A 25,379-nucleotide genomic window follows, 5' to 3' on the forward strand; every position below is an offset into this window, starting at 1 on the left:
CACTAGTGGGCACCCGGCAGCACGAACCGAATCCCGATTCTTCACGTCCCTACCTTCAGCCGGGACAACTTCCGCACCAACAGGGGGATTTCTTCATGCCCAGCACGACCCGCACGACCCGTACGGCCCGCACCACCGTCCGCACCGCCACGGCAGCCGCTCTCGTCGCTGCCCTCACCGCGCTCACCCTGCCGGGGGCCAGTGCCGCGCCCGCCGAGCCCCGTACCGAGAAGCTCAGCACCGGGCCCGGCGGGGTGCAGGCGAACGCATTCTCGAACGCCCCGGAGGTGAGCGCGGACGGAAGTGTCGTCGTCTTCACCTCGATCGCCTCGAACCTGGTCGCGGGGGACACCCCGAACACCGACGACGTGTTCGTGCACAGGGCGGGCAGCAGCGCGCTCACCCGGATCACGGTGTCGGGGGCCACGACGAGTGCGCCGCACCTCAGCTCCAACGGCCGCTACCTGACCTTCGTCGCCCGCGACAAGAACAACGTCTCCACGCTCCACCTGCGGGATCTGGCCCCCGGCGCCGGAAAGCCGGTACGGACCGTACGGATCGACACGAAGCTGCCGGACGGCTACCGGGTCGGAGGCAACGCGCCGATCAGCACCGACGGGCGGTACCTCGCCCTCAACACCCAGCCGACGGACGCCACCCCCTCCGGCGCGGACGACGGCAACCGGGTCTATCTGCTGGACCGCACGACGGGCAAGACCGTCCGGGTCAGCCACTCCCCGGACATGACCAACGGGTTCCGCTCCACCGGGGCAGGGTCCATCAGTGACGACGGCGGCAAGATCGCCTACTACGACGGCTACATCAACGGTCCGCGCGGCGACGACTGGGGCGACATCTACGTCTGGGACCGCACCACCGGCAAGGAGGTGCACGCCGACGCCACGTACAACGGCGCCCAGGCCGACAAGGCGTCCACCACCCCGCTGCTCAGCGGCGACGGCACCAAGGTCGCCTTCCAGTCGTTCGCCACCAACCTCGTCCCCGGCACCGACCCCAACCGGGGCTGGAACCCCTTCGTCCGCGACCTGACGACCGGGAAGCTCAGCCGGGTCGACGGGATCGCGCCCACCGACATCTCCGGAGTGTCGGGCATCTCACGGGACGGGCGGCAGCTGCTGATCTCGTCGAACAGCTCAACCAGCGGCGAGTCCGGAATCTACGTCCGCGACCTGACCACCGGCGCCAGCACCCTGGCCAGCCCCGGTCTGGACGGGAAGCCGCAGGGGGCGGGGTCGTCGGCGATGAGCGCGGACGGCTCGACCGTCGCCTTCAGCGGGTACGACGAGAGCCGGTTCGTCGAGGGGGACACCAACGGTGAGTCGGACGTGTTCCTGCGCCGCCTGCGCTGACCCGCTCGTGGGCGTCCACCCCGAGTGGCACGCGTCCGCAGGCGCCCGCCTCGTGAGGCGCCCGCATCCTGAGACGGCCTGAGACGCGGGGGCAGTCGTGTGCCAGACTGCCCCCGTGTTCTCGTTCGCCATGATTATGGGCAGCAGGCGCGCCGGTCCGCAGTGATCGCCCCGTACACCACCACCCCGTACGGCGCGGCCATCGTGCCCCAGACCCGCGCGCAGACCTCTCGCACCCGCGAGGGGTTTTTTCGTTTCCCGGCCCCGAACGGACCGGAAGCGGGCCGCACGCGAAGATGGGGGCAAGTGGAGCAGGTCATTCCACACCTTGGCACTCGCAGCCAGGATCCGACAGGAGTCACACAGCATGACGACCAACGACAGCCACAACGGCGGCGGCAGCAACGGCGACAGCGGCCGCAGCGCCGTTCTCGACGACACCTTCCATGTCTTCGACACCACGCTGCGCGACGGCGCGCAGCGCGAGGGAATCAACCTCACCGTCGCCGACAAGCTGGCCATCGCCCGTCATCTGGACGACTTCGGGGTGGGCTTCATCGAGGGCGGCTGGCCGGGCGCCAACCCCCGTGACACCGAGTTCTTCTCCCGGGCGGCGAAGGAGATCACCTTCGCGAACGCCCAGCTGGTGGCCTTCGGAGCCACCCGCCGCCCCGGTGCCAAGGCCGCCGACGACCCGCAGGTGCGGGCCCTGGTCGAGTCCGGCGCCCCGGTGGTGACCCTGGTCGCCAAGTCCCACGACCGGCATGTCGAACTGGCCCTGCGCACCACGCTCGACGAGAACGTCGCGATGGTCCGCGACACCGTGTCGTACCTGGTCGAGCAGGGCCGCCGGGTCTTCGTCGACTGCGAGCACTTCTTCGACGGCTACCGGGCCAACCCCGAGTACGCCAAGGCCGTGGTCCGGGCCGCGAGCGAGGCCGGCGCGGACGTGGTCATCCTCTGCGACACCAACGGCGGCATGCTCCCCGCCCAGATCCAGGCCGTGGTCGCCACCGTGCTCGCCGACACCGGCGCCCGCCTGGGCATCCACGCCCAGGACGACACCGGCTGCGCCGTCGCCAACACCCTGGCCGCCGTGGACGCGGGCGCCACCCACGTCCAGTGCACCGCCAACGGCTACGGCGAGCGCGTCGGCAACGCCAACCTCTTCCCGGTGGTTGCCGCTCTGGAGCTGAAGTACGGCAAGAAGGTCCTGCCCGAGGGCTCGCTGCGGGAGATGACGCGGATCTCGCACGCGATCGCCGAGGTCGTCAACCTGACGCCCTCCACCCACCAGCCGTACGTCGGTGTCTCCGCCTTCGCCCACAAGGCCGGCCTGCACGCCTCCGCGATCAAGGTCGACCCCGACCTCTACCAGCACATCGACCCCGACCTGGTCGGCAACCACATCCGGATGCTGGTCTCCGACATGGCGGGCCGCGCCTCCATCGAGCTCAAGGGCAAGGAGCTGGGTGTCGACCTCGGCGACGACCGCGAGCTGGTCGGCCGGGTCGTCGCCCGGGTCAAGGAGCGCGAGCTGAAGGGGTACACCTACGAGGCCGCCGACGCCTCCTTCGAGCTGCTGCTGCGCGAAGAGGCCGAGGGGAGGGCCCGCCGCTACTTCCGCGTCGAGTCCTGGCGGGCCATCGTCGAGGACCGCCCCGACGGCTCGCACGCCAACGAAGCCACCGTCAAGCTGTGGGCCAAGGGCGAGCGGATCGTCGCCACGGCGGAGGGAAACGGCCCGGTCAACGCCCTGGACCGGGCCCTGCGCGTCGGCCTGGAGCGCATCTACCCGCAGCTCGCCAAGCTGGAGCTGGTCGACTACAAGGTCCGCATCCTGGAGGGGACGCACGGCACCCAGTCGACCACGCGGGTACTCATCACCACCGGCGACGGCTCGGGCTCCGGCGGCGACTGGTCCACTGTCGGCGTCGCGGAGAACGTCATCGCCGCCTCCTGGCAGGCCCTGGAGGACGCGTACACCTTCGGGCTGCTGCGGGCGGGGGTCGAGCCGACGGAGTAGCCCGGCCCGGCCCGGCCCGGCCCGGCGCTCGGGGCTTCCGGGCTCCGGTTCGGCGACTCCGGGCATATGCGTCACGAACATGTACAACATGCAACGAGTAAGCGCTCGTTCACCCTCCGTCAAGTCCACCGAATCCGCCAGGTGTGCAGTTGATCGAGCCACATCGGGCCTCCGGGGGTGCACAGGGGCGACCGGACTGCGATCAACTGGCCGCGGCCGTCACGGAGTTCACACGGGTCACACCGTGCACTCTCGTCACGGTCATTTGATTGCTCGGTGCACCCCTACTTACGGAGAGGACGTGACGATCATGAAGAAGACTTACGTCAAGCCGTCGCTGTTCAACCAGGGCGACTTCAGCAAGAAGACCGCGGGCATGTTCTATGCCTCGTGCAAGGAGTTCTGGTCCCGTCGGCTCTGTATCTGAGTCAGCGGGTAGCTGAGTGATGAAGATGCCCGGACACCTGCCCCTGCGTGACTTCTTCGTGGTCCTCCCCGACACGGCCGAGGGCGAGGCGGCGGCCGGGCATCTTCGCTCGGCGGCCGACGGTGCTGCGGCCCATGGCGTCCCTGGCGGTCCTGGCGGTCCTGTGGCCGACCCTGCTGCGGTCAATGCCGCTGCCAGTGGCGGGAGTTGGCAGACCGTCGCCCATCCGTCCGGCCGTCCGTGGATCCTCGCCCGGCTGCTGGTACGTCAGCTGGTCCATGTCTCGCGAGGCGCCGACGCCCTCGTGCTGATCGGACCCCACAAGACCCCGGCCGCCACCCTGGACGCCGTCCTGGGCCCGGCCGCCGACACCCGGGACCTGCACCACCGGCTCGCCGGACTGCCCGGTCTCGGCCACGTCGTCTCGCGGATCGGGGACGAGACCTGCGTACGGGGGACCGCTTCCGGCCACCGCCGCGTCTACCACGCCGGGCACGCCGGCCACCGGATCGCCTCCGACCGGCCCGCCGCTCTCGCCCAACTCACCGGCGCCGGACTCGACGAGGGCGCGCTCGCGCTCCGGCTGCTCGACTTCGTGCCGCACCCGCTGCGGGAGCGGCCCGTCTGGCGGGGCGTGGAAGAGATCGACCCGGCGTACGCGCTGCTGCTGCACGACAGCGGAACACGCTTCTCGATACGTCGCTGGTGGCAGCCGCCGGTGCCGCGCCTCACCATGGCCGAGGGCGCCCCGGCGGTCGCCGCCGCGCTGGCCGCCTCGGTGGCGGCGCACCTCCACGGACGTACCCGGGTCAGCGGTGAACTCTCCGGCGGAATGGACTCCACCTCCGTCACCTTCCTCGCCCAGCGGGCCGGGGCGGCCGATACGACGCTGCTCACGGTGGCCGCCCGCGACGAACGCTCCGAGGATCAACTCTGGTCCGAACGCGGCGTGTTGGCGGCACGGGAGGCCGCCGAGCGGGACGAGCGGGAGCGGAGGGGGCCGGAGCAGGAAGGGCCGGAGCGGGAAGGGCGGGAGGGCGAGGCCGGCCCGCGGAAGATCGAGCACACCGTCGTCCCCGCCGAGGACGCCCCGCTCTTCTACGCCGACCTGCGCGCCGCCGCCGGTGAACTGCTCGACGAGCCCTTCCCGGTCGCGCCCGCCCGCGCCCGCGCCGCCATGCTGCTCGGCCGGGCGGCGGCCACCGGCTCCGAGTACCACCTCACCGGATACGGCGGCGACGAACTCTTCAACGGGCTCGCGTCCGCCTGCCAGGACCTCCTCCCCGGGAAGCCGGTCAAGGCCTGGAACCGGATCAGCGCACTGCGGCACCAGTCCGGGTGGCCGCTGCTGCCCACCCTGCGCGGGATGCTCTTCCCGCCCGCCTTCGGCACCTGGCTGGCGGGCTCGCTGATCGACACCGCGACCGCAGACTCCCGCACCCCGCAGGTCTCCTGGGGGATGCGGCAGGCGATGCGGCCCTGGTTCACCGAGAAGGCGAAGGGGCTGATCAGGGACGAGTTCCGGAAGGCGGCGGCGCGCGCGCAGCCGATCGCGCCCAGGCCCGGCCGGCACATGGACCTCGACACCGTCCGGCTCGGCGCCCGCTACTTCCAGGCCATGGAGGACATCGGCGCGGGGCTCGGACTGCCGGTCGCGGCCCCCTTCTTCGACGACCGGGTGGTGGAGGCGGTCATGGCCGTACGCGTCGAGGACCGCGTCGTGCCGTGGCGGTACAAGCCGCTGCTGGTGGAGGCGGTGCGCGGGGTGGTCCCGGACAGCCTGCTCGCCCGTACCACCAAGGACCACATGTCCGCCGACGACGTCCAGGGTCTGCGCCAACACGCGGACGGACTAAGGGAGTTGTGGACCGGCTCCCTCCTCGCCGAACGCGGACTCATCGACGCCGTACAGCTCCGCCGGCTCGCCGACGACCCGTACTCGCCGCTCCTCCAGCAGCACCCGATCGACTCCACGGTGTCCTGCGAGGCATGGCTGCGGACGGCGGAGGACGGCTGGGCCGCCACCCCTTCCCCCGACCCGAACAGCGAGGCCTCCTCATGAGCCGGCAGCCCCAGCCCCCACTCCGCCCTCAGCCCCAGCCCCCACTCCGGCTCCGCAAGGGCATAGCCGTCACCACCACCGAGTACGGCGGGGTCCTCCTCGACGAGAAGGACGGCACCTACTGGCAGCTGAACGAGTGCGGGACACTGGTGGTGACCGCGATCTCGGAGGGCCGTTCGCCGTCCGACGCGGTGGAGCAGCTCCTCGCCGAGTACGACGTCGAGCGCGCCGAGGCCGAGGCGGACGTCGCGGAACTGACCGCCCGGCTCCTCAAGGCGAAGATCGTCACCCGGGGCGGCGCGCGATGACCACCGAGATGACCATGCCGAGACGGGGCGCGGGCCCCGGCGGCCTGAAACTCCGCACGGCCATCGCCCTGGCCCTCCTCCTCGCCAGACTCAAGCCGGGCATGCTGCGCAAGCTGCTCACCCGGCTGAGCGCGGGGGCGCGCCCGGCGTCGTACGACCGGACGCTGGAGACGTACGACCGTGTGGTCGCGACCAGCCGCAAGTGCGCGGGGTGGTACGGGTGCCTGCCCCGTTCGATCGCCATCGCCCTGGCCTGCCGGATGTCCGGCACCTGGCCCAACTGGCACGCGGGAGTCCGCAACGCCCCGCCGTTCCAGCCCCACGCGTGGGTCGCGGCGGAGGGGCGCACGGTGGGCGAACAGAACGTCACGGACTTCCGACCACTGATGAAGGTGTCCGTGCGTGGTGAGTGAACCGGGTGGCGGGGGCGTGCCAGAGGGTGCGACTGGGCCGGGAGTCGCCTGCCTGCCCACCCGTTCCACCCCCCTGAACCTTCTCCTCGCCCGTATCCGCCCCCACTGGAAACCCCTCCTCCTCGGCGGCCTCCTCTCCCTCGCCGGGTCGGCCGCCGCGCTGGCCATGCCCCTGATGGCCAAGTACGCCGTGGATGCCCTCGGCACCGAACAGCCCGCCACAGGGCCGCTGTTGGGGCTCACCGTCGTCGTGCTGGTCGGCGCTCTGCTGGCCGCCGCCGGACGGTACCTGATGGCGCGGACCGGCGAAGCCGCGGTGCTGCGGGCGAGGCGGCGGCTGGTCGGCCGGATGCTGCGGCTGAGAGTGGCGGTCGTCGACCGTCTCACCCCGGGTGACCTGCTCTCCCGGGCCACCAGCGACACCACTCTCCTGCACACCGTCCTCTCCCGCAGCATCGTCGAGGCCGCGACCGGCGTCCTCACGCTGGTCGGAACCGTCGTCCTGATGGCCGTCGTGGACGTGTTCCTGCTGGGCGTCACCGTTCTCGTCCTTCTCCTCAGCATGGGCGTGCTCGCCCTGCTGATGCCCCGCATCCAACGCGCCCAGCTCCAGGCCCAGGAGGCCGTCGGTGCGATGGGTTCGCTGCTCGACCGCTCGCTGCAGGCCTTCCGTACCGTCAAGGCCGGCGGCATCGAGGAGCGGGAGGCGGCCGGTATCGGCGGGGCGGCGAGGACGGCGTACGACCGGGGGCTGACGGTCGCCCGCTGGACCTCCGTATCCGAGGTGGCGATGTTCCTGGCCACCCAGATCGCCTTCCTCGCGGTCCTCGGGGTGGGCGGCGCACGCGTCGTCTCCGGTGAGATGGCGGTCTCCTCGCTCGTCGCCTTCCTGCTGTACGTCTTCGGACTGCTCGGCCCCCTCGGCCAGCTCACCGACGGCTGGACCGGCCTCAACACCGGGCTGGCCGCCGTCCGCCGCATCGAGGAGATCGAATCGCTGCCGGGGGAGGAGCGGGGGGAGAGGGGAGAGAGCGAGGGCGGGGAAGAGGGCCGGAGCGCGGGTCGCCACCCCCCGCTCGGTGTCGAGTTCACCGATGTGGTCTTCGGGTACGGCGATCCGGCCGACGAGACCCACCACCCCGTCCACCACGGCGTCACCTTCACCGCCCCGCCCGGCACCCTCACGGCCCTCGTCGGCCCCTCCGGTGCGGGCAAGACCACCGTTTTCGCGCTCCTTGAGCGGTTCTACGACCACGGCTCCGGCACCCTCACCGTCGGCGGCCGGGACATCCGCGACTGGCCGCTCGCCGAGCTTCGCGCCGCCCTCGCCTACGTCGAACAGGACGCGCCGGTCCTCGCCGGCACCCTGCGCGACAACCTCCTGCTCGCCGCCCCCACCGCCACCGACGGCGAACTCGCCCACGCCCTCACCCGCACCCGCCTCGACGACCTGGTCGCCCGCCTTCCCGAAGGCCTCGACACCCAGGTCGGCCACCGGGGCGTGATGCTCTCCGGCGGAGAACGCCAGCGCATCGCCCTGGCAAGGGCGCTGCTCCGCAAGCCCAGCCTCCTCCTGCTCGACGAGGTCACCTCCCAGCTGGACGCCGTCAACGAGGAGCACCTGCGCGAGGTCATCACCGAACTGGCCGCCGAGACCACCGTCCTGGTCATCGCCCACCGGCTGTCCACGGTCGTCCGGGCGGACCGCATCGTCGTCATGGAGGCGGGCCGGGTGCGCGCGACGGGGCGCCACGACCAGCTCGTACAACAGGACGCCCTTTACGCGGAGCTGGCGACGACTCAGTTCGCCACCGACTTCGACAACAAGAGTCTGCTTACGTTCGGTTAATGATCTGTAACTCTAAGCCACTCGTGCATATTCGAACACATCGGGTAGCGTCGAATGCATGAGGACCAGGTCGTTTTCCGTCATATCGGCCCTCGCCGGGTCGACGCTGTTCGCGCTGCTCACGTTCGCCCCGGCCGCCGTCGCCGCCACCGACATGACGGATGTGGGGGACGCGCTCAAGGCGGGGCCCGTCTATGTCGCGCCGGAGGCCAGGGGCCAGCTCTCGCAGGCCGATCAGGACGCGCTCGCGAAGAAGATAAAGAACGCGGACAAGCCGCTGTTCGTGGCGGTGCTGCCGCGCACGGCCGAGTTCCCGCCGACCGACGTCCGGCAGAACCTCCGTAACGCCACCGGTGTCACCGGCGTCTACGCGGTCCGCCTCGGCGACGGCTTCGAGGCGGGCGCCGACCCACGCGCACTGCCCCGCGCCTCGGTCCGCAACCTGGTCGCGGCGGCCAAGACCCCGCCTGGCGCCGACGCCTCCACCCAGCTCAGCACCTTCGTCGACCAGGCGCTCCCGCAGATCAAGGGCAACGCCCCGGCCTCCTGGAGCGGCGGCTCCGACGACGGCGTGAGCACCGGCGCCCTGGTCGGCATCGGTGCGGCAGTGGTCGCGGCGGGTGCGGGCGGTGTCGTACTGGTACGCCGCAGCCGCCGCCGAAAGGAGGAGGAACGCCTCGAAGCGCTGCGGAAGTTGACCGTCGTCGTCGACGAGGACATCACGGCGTACGGCGAGGAACTCGACCGCCTCGACTTCCACCCCTCCGAGCCGGGCGCCACCGACGACATGCGCACCGACTACGAGCGCGCGCTGGATCTCTACGAGACGGCCAAGTCCCGGATGGCCGCCGTCGACCGGCCCAACGACGTACGCGGGGTGACCGAGGCCCTGGAGGACGGCCGCTACTCCCTCGCGGTCCTCGCCGCCCGCCGCACCGGGGCCCCGCTCCCCGAGCGCCGCTCGCCCTGCTTCTTCGACCCGCGCCACGGCCCCTCGGTGACGGACGCCTCGTGGACCCCCGCCGGCGGCGCGCCGCGCGAGGTCCCGGTCTGCGCGGCCGACGCCACCCGCCTCGCGGACGGCCAGGACCCCCAGGTCCGCACGGTCGACACCGCTGACGGACGCCGCCCCTACTACGACGCGGGCCCGGCCTACGGCCCCTGGGCGGGCGGCTACTTCGGCGGCGGAATGCTTCCCGGCCTCCTGGTCGGCACCATGCTCGGCTCCATGCTGGCCTCCCCGGCGTACGCCGCCGACTACGGCGCGGGCACCGGCTTCGACGAGGCGGGCGCGGGCTTCGAGGGCGGCGACGTCTCCGGCTCCGACTTCGACTCCTCGGCCTTCGGCGGCGGCGACTTCGGCGGTGGCGGGGACTTCGGGGGCGGTGGCGGGGACTTCGGCGGCGGAGGCGGCGGCGACTTCGGGGGTGGCGGCTTCTAGCCGGACGGGCGCCCGGGACGGCGGTCACACGGGCTCTAAGTTCGTGTCAGCGCCGCAGGAGCTGACCGGCGGCGCCCTTCCAGGGAGGTTCGTCATGACCGAGGGTGCAGCTCACATCGAGATCCCCGAGCGTTACCGCTATGGCGTGATCCCGCACATCATGGTCGATGACGCCGCTGCCGCGATCGACTTCTACCAGCGGGTCTTCGGCGCGCGCGAGGAGTTGAGGATCGATGCCCCGGGCGGCGGGATCCTGCACGCGGAGATCACCATCGGGCAGTCGGACCGCACCGCCCTCCTCAAGGACCCCTCCGGGCACATGTGGGTCTTCTTGACCCACCTGGAAGAGGTCCCGGAGGAGGAGCTCCTGCGTCGGCTTGCAGCCGCCGGGCGACCGTAGGAGGCGGAAGACCTCAGGCGGCCTTCTTGATGGCCGAGATGTCGAAGGTCAGCTTGACCTTGTCGCTGACCATGACGCCGCCCGTCTCCAGCGCCGCGTTCCAGGTCAGTCCCCAGTCCGAGCGCAGGATCGTCGCGCTGCCCTCGAAGCCCACCCGCTCGTTGCCGTAGACATCGGTGGCCACGCCGTTGAACTCCAGGTCGATGGAGAGCGGACGCGTCACGTCCTTGATGGTCAGGTCGCCGGTGATCCGGTAGTCGTCCCCGCCCAGCTGCTCCGCCTTCGTCGAGCGGAACGTCATCGCCGGGAAGGCCTCCGCGTCGAAGAAGTCGCCGCTGCGCAGGTGGTTGTCGCGGTCCGCGACGCCGGTGTCGATGCTGGCGATGCTGACGTCGATGCTCGCCTCGGAAGCGGCCGGATTCGCGCCGTCCAGCTTCAGGGTGCCCTCGTGGTCGGCGAAGGTGCCGCGGACATTGGTGACCATCGCGTGGCGCACGGTGAAGCCGATGCTGCTGTGGCTCGGGTCGATGGTGTATTCGCCGGTCAGTGCGGCGAGTGCCGGGTCCACGGCCGCGGGGGCGGTGGTGACGGTGGTGCCGGCGTCCTTGCGGCCGAAGAGACCCATGATCTTCCTCCTGAATGAGTGGCTTGCACGCTTGTTGTTCAAGCTTCAACAAGATAGACCGTAGCGCAGTTATGTTGAACTTTCAACCGTGCGGAGCTCGTGTCGCGGCTTGGACTTCCGCTCGGGGGTTGTTGGACTGGTGCGGTCCCTGGGGTCCGGGGCCGTTGACGGGGCTGCGGGGACACGGCTTACTCAGGGCCCATGTCGCGAAGATTCCGAGCGTCGTGCGCCCTCGCCGCCGCCTCAGCCGTCGTATTCGCCCTGGCCGGCCCCGCTCTCCCCGGCGTCGCGGCGCCCACCGCGCCCGAGGCCGCCGCAGACCGCCCCGCCGCCCCCGACACCCTCCTCCTGACGTCGGCGCAGCTCTCCGTCGCCGTCGCCAAGGACTTCCCCCGCGTCGTCTCCTACACCGACCGCGCCTCCGGCTCCCAACTGCTCGGCAGTACCCGGCCGGTGACCGAGATCGTGCTGAACGGCGCCGCGCACCCGGTCGGGCTCAAGGCCGCCCCCGTGGTCGGGCGGGGCGGGACCTCCGCCTCGTACACCCTGCTCATGACCGGTCTCCCCGGCGTCGAGATCGACGCCACCCTCTCCGTGCAGGGCCGTGCGACCACCTTCAAGGTGACGGCCGTGCGGGACACCGAGGCGTTCCGGGTCGGGACCATCGACATACCCGGGCACGACCTGGTGTCGGTGGGCAGCGGGGAGGCGGGCGCCGGGACCGCGTTCACCCGCCTCGACCCGGACTCCACCCGCACCGCCGACGTCTTCGCCAGGATCACGGGGTCAACTCCGGTGGACGCGGCGCCCGTTCCGGCCTCGTACGGCATCGTGAACACCGGCGCGCTGGCCGCCGCCGTCGAGTCCAACTCCACGTACGACAAGCCCGCCGGGGCCACCGGTCGTGACGGCGCCCGCTTCTGGCACCGGGCGACCAAGGCCGAGGACGGCAGCGTCCGGGTCGGCGTGTGGTCCGGGCAGTGGACCTACCGGGGTGACGGGGCCCCGAAGCCGGAGAGCGGCGAGGACCTGCCCTGGGCGAAGGTCGTCGTCACCCCCGACGCCAACGCCGACAAGACCGTCGACTGGCAGGACGGCGCGATCGCCTTCCGCATGATCGGGGCCAAGGCGCCGGGTTCGGACGAGACCCCTGACCGGGTGGTCACCCACATCCCCTTCAACTTCGCCAGCCAGGCCACCCACCCCTTCCTGCGCACCCTCGACGACGTCAAGCGGATCTCGCAGGCCACCGACGGGCTCGGCCAGCTCGCCCTGCTCAAGGGGTACGGGTCCGAGGGCCACGACTCCGCCCACCCCGACTACGGCGGCAACTACAACAAACGCGCCGGCGGCCTCACCGACCTGAACAAGCTGCTCAAGGGCGGCAAGCAGTGGGGCGCCACCTTCGGCGTCCACATCAACGCCACCGAGTCGTACCCCGAGGCCAAGGCGTTCAGCGAACAGCTCGTCGACAAGACCAAACCGGGCTGGAACTGGCTCAACCAGAGCTACTACATCGACCAGCGGCGCGACGTGAACAGCGGCGACCTTCAAAAGCGGCTGAAGCAGCTGCGCACCGAGACCGACCGCAACCTCAGCCTGCTCTACATCGACGTCTACTACACCCACGGCTGGATCGCCGAGCGCACCTCCAAGGCCGTCCGCGACCAAGGCTGGAACCTGGCCACCGAGTGGGCGGAGAAGTTCGAGGACTCCTCGCTCTGGTCGCACTGGGCCAACGACCTCGAATACGGCGGCAAGACCAACAAGGGCCTCAACTCGCAGATCATCCGGTTCATCCGCAACGGCGAGAAGGACATCTGGAACGACGACCCGATCCTCGGCCAGACCGTCCTGGAGGACTTCGAGGGCTGGACCGGCGAGAACGACTGGAACGCCTTCTACCAGAACATCTGGCAGCGCAACCTCCCCGCCAAGTTCCTCCAGCAGGAGAAGATCCAGCGCTGGTCCAAGGACCGCATCGACTTCACCGGGGGAGTGCGCGGCACCGTCGAGAACGGCAAGCGGGCGTACTACGCCGGTGACGCCAAGGTCCTCGACGGGGCGAACTACCTCCTGCCGTGGGAGGACAACAAGAAGCTCTACCACTACAACAAGACCGGCGGCACGACCACCTGGACCGTCCCGGCGGCCTTCCGGCGCGCCGGTTCCTTCACCGTCTCCGCGCTCGGCGACAACGGCCGGGTGAAGACCGCGACCGTGCCGGTCAAGGACGGCAGGGTCACGCTGGAGGCGACGGCCGGACAGCCTTACGTCCTCTACCCGGTCGGCCGCACCCCGGCCGCGCGCGACGCCCACTGGGGCGAGGGCGGCCTCGTTGTCGACCCTGGCTTCAACTCCGCGCGTACGCAGAGCAGTTGGCGTACGACGGGCAAGGTGGCCCGGGACACCGACACCCAGGGCCGCAACAGCGCCGCCCTGACCGGCACCGCCGCCGCGGGAGTCTCCCAGCGCATCACCGGCCTCGCCGCGGGCCGGCGCTACACGGCCTCCGCCTGGATCGAGGTCGAACCCGGCAAGGAGCGCCGCACGGTGCTGAGCGCGGGCGGCGAGGACGTGGCGGTCGAACGCTCCACCGCGAAGGAGCAGACCGCCGCCAACGACTGGCACGGCAGCTACTTCCAGCGCGCCAAGGTCAACTTCACCGCCCCGGCGTCCGGGTCCACCACACTCAACATCCAGGCGGCGAAGGGCACTTCGGACGTACGGGTGCGGGTCGACGACGTACGGCTCGTCGCCAACGCCCCCGCCGTCAAGCCGGGCACCCTGGTGTACGAGGACTTCGAGGCCGTCGACCAGGGCTGGGGCCCCTTCTTCAAGGGCGACGCGGGCGGCGACACCGACCCCCGCACCCACCTCGCGCAGAAGAACGCCCCGTACACGCAGGCCGGCTGGAACGGCAAGCGGATCGACGACGTTCTCGGCGGCAAGGAGTCGCTGAAGTCGCACGAGGAGAACGACGGGGTGGTCTACCGGACCGGGCCGTGGAGCGTCCCGATGAAGGACGGGCGCCAGTACCGCGTCGAGTTCGACCAGCAGTCGAGCCACGCGGGGGCCTATGAGTGGGTGACGGGCTACGACCGCGTCGGCGCGGACTCGAAGCCGTCCTCGGTCGAGACCCGCCGCACCCCGCTCGCCGAACAGCGCACCACGGCCCACTTCGCCGAGACCGTCACGGCGGGCTGCGGCGACACCTGGGTCGGCCTGCGCAAGCGCGCGGACGCACCCGAGGGCGCGGACTTCGTGCTCGACGGCTTTACGGTGACGGACCTCGGCCCGGCCCCCGAGAAGGCCGCCTGCGGAACCCTCGCGGTCGCCGCCACCGGCACGGTCCTCGAACCCGGCCAGAAGAACGAGGTCAAGGCCACCTTCACCAACAACGAGGCGGTGGCGGCGACGGACGTCACGCTGTCCCTCGGACTGCCGGAGGGCTGGCAGGCCGAGCCCGCGGGCCCGGTCCGGCACGCGTCGGTCGCACCCGGTGCGAAGGCGGTCGGGACGTGGCAGGTGACGCCGCCGTCGGACGCCAAGTACCAGACGTACACGCTGACTTCGAAGGCGGCGTACGCGGTGGACGGGGCGTCACGGACACTGAGCGCGTCGGCCGGGGTGCGTACCCTGACGCCGCCGCCCACCGCCGATGTCTATGCCTCCGACCACGACTGGATCAGTGCGGAGAACGGCTGGGGTCCCGCCGAGAAGGACATGGACAACGGCGAGACGGCGCCCGGTGACGGCACCCCCCTCAAGATCAACGGCAAGGTCTACGAGAAGGGCCTCGGCACGGCGTCCCCGGGCAGGATCCGCTACTACCTCGGCGGGAAGTGCACCTCCTTCACCGCCGAGGTCGGCGTGGACGACTCCCAGGCGGTGCGGGGAAGCGTCACGTTCGCCGTCGCCGCCGACGGCACGGAGGCGGCCAAGTCCCCGGTCCTCAAGGCGCCCGACGCTGCCTGGCCCCTCACCGCGGATGTCACCGGCGCCACATACGTCGACCTGGTCACGGGCGACGCCGGTGACGGCCCGGGCAACGACCACGCGGCCTGGGCCAACGCCCGCTTCCACTGCGGCAGCTGACCTGGGGCCGTGCCGCCCCATGAGCGCGGCCCCACCCCCTCGGGCGACGGGGCCGCGTCCTCGCTCTACGGCCCCGTCGCCCTCTTGGGCGGCGGGGCCGCATGCCCCTCCCCATCCCCGCGCACCCGGCGGGCTCCTCGTGGCGACCCGTGCGCGTCCACACGGCAAGCGCTTTCTATTCACCGTGCCGCGCCCATTGAATGCTCCCTTCCCCGCGTGCTACACCAGCGCCCAACCGGTCTACACCACCCCCGCCCCGGGAGGCCCACCCGTGCCCCGTACCACCCGCCGCACCCTCCTCGCCGCCGCCACGGCAACCCTCGCCACCCTTGCCCTCCCGCCGCAGGCGCAGGCGTACACGCATGCCCGACCCGCCCCCGCCCCGGGCCCGTTCGAGGCGGACGAGTTCGAGACCCTCCGTACCCGTTGGCTCGCGCTCCAGCTCGGTGAGAAGTACGACCCCGCCACCGAGCCGTACGCCACCCGCCTGCGCGAAACCGGTCAGCGTGCCGCCGAGGCGCGAGCCTCCATGGCGCCCACCGACACCTCCCTGTGGCCCGGGTTCCCCTTCGATCCGTCCTCCGGGGTCACCCAGAGCTACACCCGGCTGTGGACCATGACCCAGGCGTACGCCCAGCCCGGCACCGGCCTCACCGGCGACAAGGGGCTGCTCGCCGACATCCTGCGGGGCCTGGACCACCTCACCGCCCGCGTCTACCACCCGGGCACCACCCGCTACGGCAACTGGTGGGACTGGCAGATCGGCAGCCCGCGCCTGCTGATGGACATCACGGCCGCGCTGTACGGGGAGCTGGGGGAGGCCCGGACCGCCGCCCACTGCGCGGCGGTCGACCACTTCATTCCGGATGCGACGCTGCGGGACTACTCCGGCACGTCGACCGGGGCGAACCGGGTCGACCTCTGCCGCTCGGTCGCCCTGCGCGGCGTGCTCGGCCGCAGCCCTGAGAAGATCGCGCTGGCCAGGGACGCGCTGTCGCCGGTGTTCCCGTACGTGACCAAGGGGGACGGGCTCTACGAGGACGGCTCGTTCATCCAGCACACCACGGTCGCCTACTCGGGGACGTACGGCCAGGTCATGCTCGACGGACTCGGCCGCCTCTTCACCCTCCTGGCCGGCTCGACATGGGCGGTGACCGACCCCAAACGGCAGATCATCCTGGACTCGGTGGAGAAGGCGTACGCCCCGTTCCTGCACAACGGGCTGATGATGGACAGCGTCAACGGCCGTGCCATCAGCAGGGGTTACCTGAAGAGCGACGACCTCAAGGTGATGCGGAGCGACCACTTCCACGGACAGGGGCTGATCGCCGCCATCCCGCTCCTCGCGGGCGGCGCGTCCCCCGCCGAGCGGGAGCGGTGGACCGGGATGGTCAAGGGGTGGATCGAGCGCGACAAGGTGGCGCCGCTCCTCGCCGCCCGTCAGCTTCCGGTGGCCGACCTGGCGCGGCTGCACGCGGTCGCCGACTCCGACGTCCCGGCCGCGCCCGAACCCAGCGAGCAGCACCGGCTGTTCTCCGGGATGGACCGCGCCGTGCACCGGGGCCGTGGCTGGGCGGCCGCCCTCTCCATGTCCAGCGAGCGCATCTCCGCGTACGAGTGCGGCAACGGCGAGAACCCGCGCGGCTGGCACACCGGATCGGGAATGCTCTACTGGTGGCCGGGCCGGCAGGCCAACGACCAGTACACGGACTGGTTCTGGCCGACCGTGGATCCGTACCGCCTCCCCGGCACCACCGTCTCGACCAGGAAACTGGCGGACAGGGCGGGCGGGGAGTGGGGCGCCTGGCGGCCCGCGACCAAGTGGGCGGGCGGCGCCACCGACGGGACGTACGCGGCACTCGGCCAGCACCTCAAGGGCCTCGGCTCCACGCTGGAGGCCCGCAAGTCCTGGTTCTGCGTCGGCGACACCATCGTCTGCCTCGGCGCGGGCATCACCGCCACCGACGGCGTCCCCGTCGAAACCGTCGTCGACAACCGCAACCTGGGACCCTCGGCCGGCGCCCGCTTCACCACCGACGGCCGCGGCAAGCCCCGCTGGGCGCACCTGGAGGGCCACGGCGGCTGGATATTTCCCGGCGGTACGTCACTGCGCACGCTCCGCGAGGCCCGCACCGGCTCCTGGAGCGACATCAACACCACCAGCACCACCGACCGGCAGACCCGCCACTACCAGACCCTCCTCCTGGACCACGGCGTCGACCCGACCGGTGGCGACTACCGCTACCTCCTGATGCCGGGCGCCTCCCGCCGAGCCCTCGCACTGCGTGCCGCCGACCCGTTCTGGCTGCGGATCCTGGCCAACACGGCGGCCGTCCAGTCCGTACGTATCGACTCCCTCGGACTGCTGGCCGCGAACTTCTTCGCGGCGGGGGAGGCCGGACCGCTGACGAGCTCGGGCCCGGCGAGCGCGCTGGTACGCAGCCGGCGCGGCGTCCACACCCTCGCCCTCGGCGGTCCCGACCGCACCGGCACCCCGTACGAGCTGACCTGGGACCAGCCGGTCCGCCAGGTGCTCAGGGCCGACCCCGGTGTGGAGGTACTGGCCACCGGACGGAAGCTGAAACTCCGGGTCTCGCCGGGCACGGCGGGCGCCTCGCTGCGGTGCGAGGTGCGCTGACAGTGAGCGGGCGGGTGCCGCACACGCCGACCGTGTGCGGCACCCCACACCGCACGGCTTTGTGCGACCTTTACAAAGACGGCGGTGCGCGACCTGCGGTTATCGCCTTCACAGGACATGGTTCTGTCAGGCCCTGACAGGAGATGGGCCCGGAGACTGTGCAGAGTCGACGGACCGTTTTCTTGTCGATGTTCGTAGGGTCGGTACATGACCGTTGTGGACCAGACCCCGGGTGAGCCGACCGACGCACGTGGCCGCGTGGCCGAACTGCACGCACTGCGCGAGCAGGCGGTGCGCGGGCCGAGCGAGCGCGCGACCGAGGCGCAGCACGCCAAGGGCAAGCTGACCGCCCGCGAGCGCATCGAGCTGCTCCTCGACCCGGAGTCCTTCCAGGAGGTCGAGCAGCTGCGCCGCCACCGGGCGACCGGCTTCGGCCTGGAGAACAAGAAGCCGTACACCGACGGTGTCATCACCGGCTGGGGCACCGTCGAGGGCCGCACGGTCTTCGTATACGCCCACGACTTCCGCATCTTCGGCGGCGCGCTGGGCGAGGCCCACGCCACCAAGATCCACAAGATCATGGACATGGCCATCTCGGCCGGTGCCCCCCTGGTCTCGCTGAACGACGGCGCCGGCGCCCGCATCCAGGAGGGCGTCTCCGCCCTCGCCGGTTACGGCGGCATCTTCCAGCGCAACACCCGCGCCTCCGGGGTCATCCCGCAGATCAGCGTGATGCTCGGCCCGTGCGCGGGCGGCGCGGCGTACAGCCCCGCCCTCACCGACTTCGTGTTCATGGTCCGCGAGACCTCGCAGATGTTCATCACGGGTCCCGACGTGGTCCGCGCCGTGACCGGCGAGGAGATCACCCAGAACGGGCTCGGCGGCGCCGACGTCCACGCCGAGACCTCCGGCGTCGCGCACTTCGCGTACGACGACGAGGAGACCTGCATCGCCGAGGTCCGCTACCTCATCTCGATGCTCCCCTCCAACAACCGCGAGAACCCGCCGACCGTGCCCTCCGAGGACCCGGCGGACCGCCGCGGCGACGTCCTCCTGGACCTGGTCCCGGCCGACGGCAACCGCCCGTACGACATGCGCAAGGTCATCGAGGAGCTCGTCGACGACGGCGACTACCTCGAAATCCACGAGCGCTGGGCCACCAACATCCTCTGCGCCCTGGCCCGCCTGGACGGCCAGGTGGTGGGCATCGTCGCCAACCAGCCGCAGTCCCTGGCGGGCGTCCTGGACATTGAGGCCAGCGAAAAAGCTGCCCGGTTCGTCCAGATGTGCGATGCTTTCAATATCCCCATCGTGACGCTGCTCGACGTCCCGGGCTTCCTGCCCGGGGTCGACCAGGAGCACGGCGGGATCATCCGCCACGGCGCGAAGCTGCTGTACGCGTACTGCAACGCGACGGTGCCGCGCATCTCGCTGATCCTGCGGAAGGCGTACGGCGGTGCGTACATCGTCATGGACTCCCAGTCCATCGGTGCGGACCTCACCTACGCCTGGCCGACGAACGAGATCGCCGTGATGGGCGCGGAGGGCGCGGCCAACGTCATCTTCCGCAAGCAGATCGTGGAGGCCGAGGACCCCGAGGCGATGCGCTCGCGCATGGTCAAGGAGTACAAGGCCGAACTGATGCACCCGTACTACGCGGCCGAGCGCGGCCTGGTGGACGACGTGATCGACCCGGCGGAGACGCGGGCGGTGCTGATCTCCTCCCTGGCGATGCTGCGCAACAAGCACGCGGACCTGCCGTCGCGCAAGCACGGCAACCCGCCGCAGTAGCAGTCCTGCGGCGAGCGGAATTCCGTGCACCCTTCCGTGCACGACATGACACGACACAGCACCTCGACGAGATGGGGACGACGACCAGATGAGCATTCCTGCCGATACGAACAACCTCCTGCGCGTGGAGAAGGGCGAGGCCGCTCCGGAGGAGCTGGCCGCCCTCACCGCCATCCTGCTGGCGCGGGCGGCGGCCCGGCCGGCGGAGGTCTCCGCATCCCACGGCCGCAGCTCCGCCGGCTGGCGCCGGCTGGAGCGGACCCCGGGGTTCCGCGCCCCGCACAGCTGGCAGGGCTGACGCCCCTCCCCGCACCCCACTGAAGGCCCGGCATCCCGTTTCGCCACGGGACGCCGGGCCTTCGGCATGCCGGTCCACGGCCGCGGGCCGGGGTGCCGGAGCGAGATGGGGAAGGGCCCGCCTCCAGGTGTCAACCAGGAGACGGGCCCTTCCATGACGTACGAGCCGTACGCGACGTATGAGAAGTACGAAAAACGCCGGCTACCGCAGCCGCGCCATCAGCGCATGCTCCACCAGCGTGATGAGCGCGCTCTTGGCGTCCGCACGGTGACGGGCGTCGGTGGTGATGATCGGAGTGTCCGGCCCGATCTGCAACGCCTCCCGGACCTCCTCCGGGTTGTACGGCTGGTGCCCCTCGAAGCCGTTGAGGGCGATGACGAAGGGCAGACCGCTGTTCTCGAAGTAGTCGACCGCCGGGAAGCAGTCGGCGAGACGGCGGGTGTCGACCAGCACGATCGCGCCGATCGCACCGCGCACCAGGTCGTCCCACATGAACCAGAACCTGTCCTGACCGGGCGTACCGAAGAGGTACAGGATCAGGTCCTGGTCCAGCGTGATGCGGCCGAAGTCCATGGCGACCGTCGTGGTCGTCTTGTCCCCGGTGTGGGTGAGGTCGTCGATCCCCGCCGAGGCGGAGGTCATCACGGCCTCGGTACGCAGCGGGTTGATCTCCGACACGGCTCCGACGAACGTCGTCTTGCCGACGCCGAAGCCGCCCGCCACCACGATCTTCGCGGAGGTTGTGGAGCGGGCTGCTCCGCTGCTAGAGCTTGCGAAGTCCACTGAGCACCCTTTCGAGCAGTGTCACATCTGGCTGACCGCCCGCGGCTTCGTCGCCGCCGGGCTGGTGAATGGCGACGAGTCCGGCCTCTGCCAGGTCGGCGACGAGGATCCGGGCAACGCCGAGGGGGATGGAGAGAAGTGCCGAGATCTCGGCGACCGACTTGATCTCACGGCACAGGTGGCAGATCCGCTGGTGCTCGGGCAACTGCCCTTGCAGCCTGCTCGGTTCGGCCGTGGTGTGCACCAGCGCCTCGATGGCGAGCTGGTAGCGGGGCCTGGTACGGCCGCCCGTCATCGCGTACGGACGCACCAGAGGGTTGTGGGCGCCCGCGGAGGACGAACCGGCCGCCTGCCCACGGTTACCCGCCGCACGCGGGCCCACAGGCTGGATGCCGGGCTGCTGCTGCCCCCGGTGCGGAGGCTGCTGCTGGTACGGGCGCTGGCCCGGCTGCGGCTGCCCCTGCTGCGGACCGCCGGGCCGGCCGTGCTGCCCGTGCTGTCCGTACTGCGGCGGGCCCTGCTGCTCGTACTGCTGCGAACGGCTGGGCGCGGAGGGGAAGTTGAACCGGTTCTGCGAGGGGTCGCCGGGACCGCCCTGCTGACCACCCTGACCCTGGGCCGGGCCGCGGCCATAGGGCCAGTCGGCCGACGAACCGTTTGGGGGCGTTGCCACGTTCTCCTCCTCCGACTGCACTGCGGGCACCATGCACTGTGGAGCCACGTCCCCGAACCCTAAAGCCCGGGGACGCCAATACGCACGGGGTGTCTGCTAGTTGAGAACACTTGTGTCTGCTTGTTCGACTCTTGCTAGTTGAGCAGACTTCCCTGGAGCTCGGCCCGGAGGTCCGGGGTGAGCACGGTCCCGGCCCGGTCCACGAGAAGTGCCATCTCGTAGCCTACGAGGCCGATGTCCGCGTCGGGGTGCGCGAGCACCGCGAGTGAGGATCCGTCGGAAATGGACATGATGAAAAGGAATCCACGCTCCATCTCCACCACGGTCTGGTTGACGGCGCCGCCCTCGAAGATCCGAGAGGCACCGGCCGTCAGTGACGTCAGACCGGAGGCCACGGCCGCCAGTTGATCGGCACGGTCACGGGGGAATCCTTCGGACATCGCCAGCAGGAGTCCGTCGGCGGAGACCACCACCGTGTGGGAAACACCAGGGGTGTTGTCCACGAAGTTGGTGATCAACCAGTTCAGATTCTGCGCCGCCTGGCTCATCGGGCTCACACTAACGCTCCTGGTTGTAGGTACTACCCGGTCCACTGTGCTGATCGTAAGTGGCCGCTTGGTTCTGGTCTGTTCCCGCGTCACGGCCTCGCTGGACACCGCGCCTCAGGTTGCTCAGCCGGCCCCGGACGTCCTCCGGTGCGCGGGAGACCTGGGGGCCGCCCTGCGGGCTCTGCTCCGCGGTGCCCTCGACCAGGTTGGCCTTGGGCACCCGCTTCGGAAGGCCGGAGGGGGTGATTCCGCCCGCCTTCGGGTCCTTCAGCTTCTCGGCGCGGTGCCAGCGCTCGTCGTTCGACGTGCGCCACTCGCTGTCGCCTTCGCTCCCCTGCGGGGCCGGCGGCTGCGATGCCTGGGGCTGCGGCGCTTGAGCCTGAGGAGCCTGAGCCTGCGGTGCTTGCGGTGTCCGGGGCGCCTGCTCCTGCTGTTCCGTACGGCCGGTGGTCTTGCTGTGCCGGCTGAGCATGCTCTCCGGGCCGGACTGGCTGCCGCGGCGCGGAAGGCCCGCGTCGGTCATCGCGTGACCGGCGCGCGGCGCACCGGGAGTGGCTCCCGGACCCTCGAAGCCTACGCGCTCGGAGTCACCCGCGGAGGAGTCAGGAACAGACCGATCAGATTCCGTTTCGGTCTCGTACGAGGTTTCGTACGGGGCCTGGAAACCGTTCTGGTCCTGCCAGTTGGCATGCTGGGGCTGGGCGCCGTAGTTCTCGCCGTAACCCTGTCCAGCCGTCTGCGGGTCCTGGTACTGAGGTTCCGCATAGGACTGCTGAGGTTCGCTCTGGCGGGGCAGCGCGGGCTGCTGCGGGGCGTAGCGCTCGGTCGAGCCGAAGGAGTCGCGCGGGCCGAAGCCGTCGAAGCCCTCACTGCGGGGAGCGTCGGTGACCGGCGGCATCTGGGCGGTCGGGAAACCACCGTTGCGGTCGTAGGACGGCTCCTGGTACGAGGGGTCCTGGTACGAACCCTGGTCGTAGCCGGCGTCGTAACCCTGCCCGTGTCCCTGGCCCTGTCCCTGTCGCTGGCCCGGCTCCTGGTATCCGGTGGTGGGCTGCTGCCCGCCCTGCGTCTCGTCGCGGAACAGCGGGCGTTCCTCGTCCTGCGGGCTGCGGCCCTCCAGGGCCAGCCTGCGCTCCTCGCGGAGCAGCGAGCGGTTCACCGGGTCGAGCGGCGCCTGGCCGGACTGCTGGCCCTGCCCGCCGTCGTACTGCGAGTCGTCGAAGCCGAGTTCGGCCGCGGTCCGCATCCGGGGAGCCTCGAAGGCGGGCTGCTCGGGGGCGGACTGCTGGTTGTCCATGATCGAGGAGACGGTGAAGTCGCCCTGCGGCTGGCTCTCGCCACCACCACCGTGGGTGATCGCGTCGGGGAGCATGACCAGCGAGGTGGTGCCGGCCTGCTCGCCCGAGGGGCGGAGCTGGACGCGGATGCCGTGCCGGTCGGCCAGCCGGCCGACCACGAAGAGGCCCATCCGCTGGGAGACCGCGGCGTCCACCGTCGGCGGGTTGGCCAGCTTGTGGTTGATGTCCGCGAAGTCCTCGGCGGTGAGGCCGATGCCCTTGTCGTGGATCTCGACCATGACGCGGCCGTCGGGCAGCCGGGTCGCGGTGACGCGGACCTTGGTCTGCGGGGAGGAGAACGTGGTGGCGTTCTCCAGCAGCTCGGCGAGCAGGTGCACGAGGTCGGTCACGGCCTGGCCGTGGATCTCCGACTCCGGTACGCCGGTGAGCTCGATGCGCTCGTAGTTCTCCACCTCGGAGGAGGCGGCGCGCAGCACGTCGACCAGCGGGACCGGCTGGTTCCAGCGGCGGCCCGGCTCCTCGCCGGCGAGGACCAGGAGGTTCTCGCCGTTGCGGCGCATACGGGTCGCCAGGTGGTCCAGGCGGAAGAGGCTCTCCAGCTGGTCCGGGTCGGCCTCGTTGTTCTCCAGGTCGGTGATGAGGGTCAGCTGGCCCTCGATCAGCGACTGGTTGCGGCGCGAGAGGTTGGTGAAGATCGCGTTGACGTTGCCCCGGAGCATTGCCTGCTCGGCGGCGAGCCGCACCGCCTCGCGGTGCACCTGGTCGAAGGCGCGGGCGACTTCGCCGATCTCGTCGTGCGAGGTGATCGGGATGGGCTGCACGCGGGTGTCCACCCGGCCCGGTTCGGTACGGGAGAGCTGGTCGACCAGCATCGGCAGCCGCTGCTCGGCGATGGAGAAGGCGGCGGTGCGCAGCCGCTTCATCGAGCGGCTCATCTGACGGGCGACCGTACCGGCGATGATGAAGGCGGCGAGCACGGCGAGGACCACGATGGCGCCGTTGATGATGGCGTCGTTGCGGGAGTCCTCGGAGATGACCGCGGCGTCCTTCACGGCCTTGTCGACGAGCTCGTTCTCGATCTGGGTGTAGCCGTCGAACTTGCCGGTGGCGGCGGCCATCCAGGTCGCCGGGACGATGCCCTTGGCGGCCAGCCTGCGCGGCGAGGTGCCCTTGCAGATCTCGGCGGCCATCCCGGCGAACATGTCGCCGTTCTTGCTCGGCGGCGTCGGGAACGGCTTGCCCGCCGCCTGCGCCGCTGCCTGGGCCGCACCGAGCTTCTTGGCACCCTCGGCGCCCTTGGCCTTCATGACCTGGGTGAGCCGGTCCACGTCGTGCTGGGTACCACCGGAGACGTACTCGCCGAGGGCGATGTTCTCCAGGTAGTTGTATGAGCAGAACGCCTTGACCTGGCCCGCCGCGATGGTCTCGCTGCCGTTGGGGCGGATCAGCAGGTGCAGGCCGATGGAGCGCTGCAGCGACTCGGCGGCCTTGGCCAGCTCGACGGCGTACACGGTCCGGCCGTAGGAGGTGATGTTGCCGGAGCCGAGGCTCAGCTCGTTGGACACCTCCATCAGGAAGTGCTGGACGTCGCGGTAACCCTCTTCGGTGTACACCGGGTTCTTGTTCTCGACGGCCGCGGTGTACGCGGTCTGGCGCCGCTCGGTCAGCATCGGCTCGGCCTGGCGGATGCGGTTGAGGCGGTTCTTCAGGCCCTGGTTGTCCGGCAGGTCGGTGACCGCGGCGTCGAACTTCTTCTTCGCGGTGTCGGTGACCTTGCGGGCCTCTGTGATGGAGGGGGCGGTGCGCTGGTTGCTGAGCAGCGGCTGGGCCGTCAGGTCGCGCTCGTTGAGCAGCGCGTGCCCGTACTCGGCGGCGGCGCGCACGATCAGCGCGGTCTTCTCCGCGTCCTGCGCCTGGCGCCAGTTGCTGATGGAGCCATTGACCTGGAAGCCGCCCATCACGAGGGCCACCAGGACGGGTATGAGGAGAATCGCGTTCAGCCGGGTGGCCACCCGCCAGTTGCGGGGGGACATCCGGCTGGAGCTGCTGCCCGTCGCGGGGGCGGCGGGCGCCTCAGCGACAGGCGGCACCGCAGCGCGCGACGGCGGGGTGAAGTTGCCCCTCGCCTGCTGCTCTGCGGAGCTCTTCTTGCTTCGCCTCACTCGACCAACAACCTCTCGGCGTCGGCACCTACGCTGTGCCGGTTTTTTTCAGGGTCTTGGAGCGTCCGGCAGTGGGGCGCTCTTACTTACTCAGGAGTTTCGCCGAATTCCAGCACGCCCGACGGTTCTGGGCCAAACAGCTGACGGACGGCGTGGTGAGTGGTCGATC

At 70.7% G+C, this 25,379-nt stretch carries 18 protein-coding genes; 13 read left to right on the forward strand and 5 right to left on the reverse strand.

From position 1 onward, the window contains the following. Window positions 1-95 precede the first annotated feature (95 nt). The 9 genes from ACIA73_RS21330 (at window position 96) to ACIA73_RS21370 (ending at window position 10,296) form a co-directional block, all read left to right on the forward strand. Entirely contained in the window at window positions 96-1,370 is a 1,275-nt protein-coding gene (locus tag ACIA73_RS21330) for a TolB family protein (protein ID WP_399440204.1), read from the forward strand. A gap of 367 nt (window positions 1,371-1,737) precedes the next feature. After that, window positions 1,738-3,396: a citramalate synthase gene (gene cimA / locus ACIA73_RS21335; protein WP_399440205.1), complete on the forward strand. Its 1,659-nt coding sequence runs from the start codon at window positions 1,738-1,740 to the stop codon at window positions 3,394-3,396. Between the two features lie 310 nt (window positions 3,397-3,706). Then, window positions 3,707-3,823, forward strand: a complete 117-nt coding sequence (locus ACIA73_RS21340) for a keywimysin-related RiPP (RefSeq protein WP_380837121.1) — start codon at window positions 3,707-3,709, stop codon at window positions 3,821-3,823. 19 nt (window positions 3,824-3,842) lie between these two features. After that, window positions 3,843-5,885: an asparagine synthase-related protein gene (locus ACIA73_RS21345; RefSeq protein ID WP_399440206.1), complete on the forward strand. Its 2,043-nt coding sequence runs from the start codon at window positions 3,843-3,845 to the stop codon at window positions 5,883-5,885. Next, window positions 5,882-6,193: a lasso peptide biosynthesis PqqD family chaperone gene (locus ACIA73_RS21350; protein ID WP_399440207.1), complete on the forward strand. Its 312-nt coding sequence runs from the start codon at window positions 5,882-5,884 to the stop codon at window positions 6,191-6,193. Before ACIA73_RS21345 ends, ACIA73_RS21350 begins: the two co-directional genes overlap by 4 nt. Then, the gene (locus ACIA73_RS21355) at window positions 6,190-6,606 is read left to right on the forward strand and encodes a lasso peptide biosynthesis B2 protein (protein ID WP_399440208.1); all 417 of its coding nucleotides are present in this window, start codon (window positions 6,190-6,192) and stop codon (window positions 6,604-6,606) included. Before ACIA73_RS21350 ends, ACIA73_RS21355 begins: the two co-directional genes overlap by 4 nt. A 16-nt stretch (window positions 6,607-6,622) precedes the next feature. Continuing rightward, on the forward strand, window positions 6,623-8,455 hold the full coding sequence (locus tag ACIA73_RS21360) for an ABC transporter ATP-binding protein (protein WP_399440209.1): 1,833 nt from the start codon (window positions 6,623-6,625) through the stop codon (window positions 8,453-8,455). A gap of 58 nt (window positions 8,456-8,513) precedes the next feature. Beyond that, complete coding sequence (locus tag ACIA73_RS21365; RefSeq protein WP_399440210.1) at window positions 8,514-9,896, forward strand: hypothetical protein; 1,383 nt, start codon at window positions 8,514-8,516, stop codon at window positions 9,894-9,896. 94 nt (window positions 9,897-9,990) lie between these two features. After that, entirely contained in the window at window positions 9,991-10,296 is a 306-nt protein-coding gene (locus ACIA73_RS21370; protein ID WP_399440211.1) for a VOC family protein, read from the forward strand. 13 nt (window positions 10,297-10,309) lie between these two features. On the opposite strand, the gene ACIA73_RS21375 is transcribed toward ACIA73_RS21370, so the two are convergent. Then, window positions 10,310-10,921, reverse strand: a complete 612-nt coding sequence (locus ACIA73_RS21375; protein ID WP_399440212.1) for a YceI family protein — start codon at window positions 10,919-10,921, stop codon at window positions 10,310-10,312. Window positions 10,922-11,122: 201 nt separating this feature from the next. On the opposite strand from ACIA73_RS21375, the gene ACIA73_RS21380 reads away from it, so the two are divergent. The 4 genes from ACIA73_RS21380 to ACIA73_RS21395 all read left to right on the forward strand — a co-directional run bounded on the left by ACIA73_RS21380 (window position 11,123) and on the right by ACIA73_RS21395 (window position 19,746). Next, on the forward strand, window positions 11,123-15,019 hold the full coding sequence (locus ACIA73_RS21380) for an endo-alpha-N-acetylgalactosaminidase family protein (protein ID WP_399440213.1): 3,897 nt from the start codon (window positions 11,123-11,125) through the stop codon (window positions 15,017-15,019). A gap of 271 nt (window positions 15,020-15,290) precedes the next feature. Then, window positions 15,291-17,657, forward strand: a complete 2,367-nt coding sequence (locus ACIA73_RS21385) for a polysaccharide lyase 8 family protein (protein ID WP_399440214.1) — start codon at window positions 15,291-15,293, stop codon at window positions 17,655-17,657. A 207-nt stretch (window positions 17,658-17,864) separates the two neighbouring features. Beyond that, a complete protein-coding gene (locus ACIA73_RS21390) occupies window positions 17,865-19,448 on the forward strand; it encodes an acyl-CoA carboxylase subunit beta (RefSeq protein WP_399440215.1) in 1,584 nt (527 codons plus the stop codon). Window positions 19,449-19,536: 88 nt separating this feature from the next. Next, window positions 19,537-19,746 (forward strand): acyl-CoA carboxylase epsilon subunit, encoded by a 210-nt coding sequence (locus ACIA73_RS21395; protein ID WP_399440216.1) that lies wholly within the window; start codon window positions 19,537-19,539, stop codon window positions 19,744-19,746. A 201-nt stretch (window positions 19,747-19,947) separates the two neighbouring features. Here ACIA73_RS21395 and ACIA73_RS21400 read toward each other — a convergent pair whose 3' ends face one another. The 4 genes from ACIA73_RS21400 to ACIA73_RS21415 all read right to left on the reverse strand — a co-directional run bounded on the left by ACIA73_RS21400 (window position 19,948) and on the right by ACIA73_RS21415 (window position 25,210). Beyond that, window positions 19,948-20,529 carry an ATP/GTP-binding protein gene (locus tag ACIA73_RS21400; RefSeq protein ID WP_362416154.1) on the reverse strand — a complete coding sequence of 194 codons (582 nt, stop codon included), beginning with the start codon at window positions 20,527-20,529 and terminating at the stop codon, window positions 19,948-19,950. Continuing rightward, entirely contained in the window at window positions 20,510-21,202 is a 693-nt protein-coding gene (locus tag ACIA73_RS21405; protein ID WP_399440217.1) for a DUF742 domain-containing protein, read from the reverse strand. The genes ACIA73_RS21400 and ACIA73_RS21405 overlap by 20 nt, the downstream gene beginning before the upstream one ends. Before the next feature lie 134 nt (window positions 21,203-21,336). Beyond that, window positions 21,337-21,750 carry a roadblock/LC7 domain-containing protein gene (locus tag ACIA73_RS21410; protein ID WP_030980891.1) on the reverse strand — a complete coding sequence of 138 codons (414 nt, stop codon included), beginning with the start codon at window positions 21,748-21,750 and terminating at the stop codon, window positions 21,337-21,339. Between the two features lie 10 nt (window positions 21,751-21,760). Continuing rightward, window positions 21,761-25,210: a nitrate- and nitrite sensing domain-containing protein gene (locus tag ACIA73_RS21415; protein ID WP_399440218.1), complete on the reverse strand. Its 3,450-nt coding sequence runs from the start codon at window positions 25,208-25,210 to the stop codon at window positions 21,761-21,763. Window positions 25,211-25,379: the final 169 nt, after the last annotated feature.

It is taken from the genome of Streptomyces sp. NPDC051561 (assembly GCF_044454195.1).
In the GTDB taxonomy this organism is placed as follows: domain Bacteria; phylum Actinomycetota; class Actinomycetes; order Streptomycetales; family Streptomycetaceae; genus Streptomyces.